Source organism: Ruegeria sp. AH12, from assembly GCF_056541465.1.
In genome coordinates, this window is sequence record NZ_JBQFYL010000042.1 from 1 (window position 1) to 1,670 (window position 1,670).

Sequence of the window (1,670 nt, forward strand, 5' to 3'; positions counted from 1 at the left end):
TACATATTGGGATAGTTCGGGCCATCCCCACCCTGCGGTGTGGTCCAGGTGATGTTCTGGCTGGGGTCCTTGATATCGCAGGTTTTGCAGTGGACGCAGTTCTGAAAGTTGATCACGAATCGCGGGCCGTTTTCGTCTTCGACCACCTCATACACACCCGCCGGGCAGTAGCGCTGCGCCGGTTCGTCGAACTGAGGCAGGTTGACCTTTACCGGAACCTCTGGATCAGACAGGCGCAGATGGCAGGGCTGACTTTCCTCGTGGTTGGTCATCGCAAACGACACGTTGGTCAATCGGTCAAAAGACAGAACACCATCGGGTTTCGGATAATCGATGGGTTTGTGCTTGCTGGCATCCTCGGTCGCCTCGGCATCGTTTTTGCCGTGACCGATTGTGCCGAACAGCGAAAAACCCAGCGTGTTGGTCCACATGTCCAAACCACCCAGCATCAGCGAGGCGGTCAGGCCGTATTTCGACCAGATCGGTTTGACGTTGCGCACTTTCTTGAGGTCGCTGCCGATGGGGCCACTGCGCACTTCGGTCTCATAATCTGACAGCTCATCACCAGACCGCTCGGCCTTGATGGCGTCAAAGGCGGCCTCGGCTGCGGCTTTGCCCGACAGCATGGCGTTGTGGTTGCCCTTGATGCGCGGCACGTTGACCATGCCTGCCGAGCAGCCCAGAAGCGCCACACCCGGCGCGACCAGCTTCGGCATCGACTGGAACCCGCCTTCGGTGATCGCCCGCGCACCATACGCTACGCGCTTACCGCCTTTCAGCAGGTCTGCAACGACCGGATGATGTTTGAAGCGCTGGAACTCCATATAGGGGTACAGGTGCGGGTTTTTATAGTTCAGATGAACCACAAAGCCGACATAGACCTGATTGTTTTCAAGGTGATAGATGAACGACCCACCGCCCGCGTTGCTGCCCAGCGGCCAGCCCATCGTGTGCGTGACGCTGCCTTCCTTGTGCTTGGAAGGATCGACCTCCCAAATCTCTTTCATGCCGACGCCGTATTTCTGCGGCTCTTTGCCAGCCGACAGGTCGTATTTGGCAATGACTTCTTTGGACAGCGACCCGCGCACACCTTCCGACAGGAAGACATATTTGCCGTGCAATTCCATGCCTGGTTCGGTGTTCGGACCGTAGGAGCCATCAGCTTCCAGACCAAAGACACCGGCAACAACGCCTTTGACTTCGCCGTTCTCACCATAGACCATTTCGGAACAGGCCATGCCCGGGAAGATTTCCACGCCCAGTTCTTCTGCCTGTTCCGCCATCCAGCGGCAAACATTGCCCATCGAGACAATGTAGTTGCCGTGGTTGTTCATCAGCGGCGGCATCGGGAAGTTGGGGATACGGATCTGACCCGCCTCTCCCAGCATATAGAAGTTGTCTTCGTTGACCGGTGTGTTCAGCGGCGCGCCTTTTTCCTTCCAATCCGGGATCAGCGCATCCAGACCGCAGGGATCAAGCACCGCACCCGACAAGATATGCGCACCCACTTCCGAGCCCTTCTCCAGAACCACGACGTTCAGGTCAGCATCAAGCTGTTTCAGACGAATGGCCGCCGACAGGCCCGCAGGGCCTGCACCCACGATCACCACGTCATATTCCATCGCTTCGCGTTCAATATCGGCCATCGCGGGCTCCTTAGCTAACTTTCC

General features: G+C 57.5%; 1 protein-coding gene. It reads right to left on the minus strand.

Annotated elements, in window-relative coordinates; genetic code table 11:
• Window positions 1-1,646 (minus strand): electron transfer flavoprotein-ubiquinone oxidoreductase (locus tag ACR0EL_RS21410; protein WP_480502173.1); only part of this gene is annotated, 1,646 nt, incomplete at its 3' end.
• Window positions 1,647-1,670 lie beyond the last annotated feature (24 nt).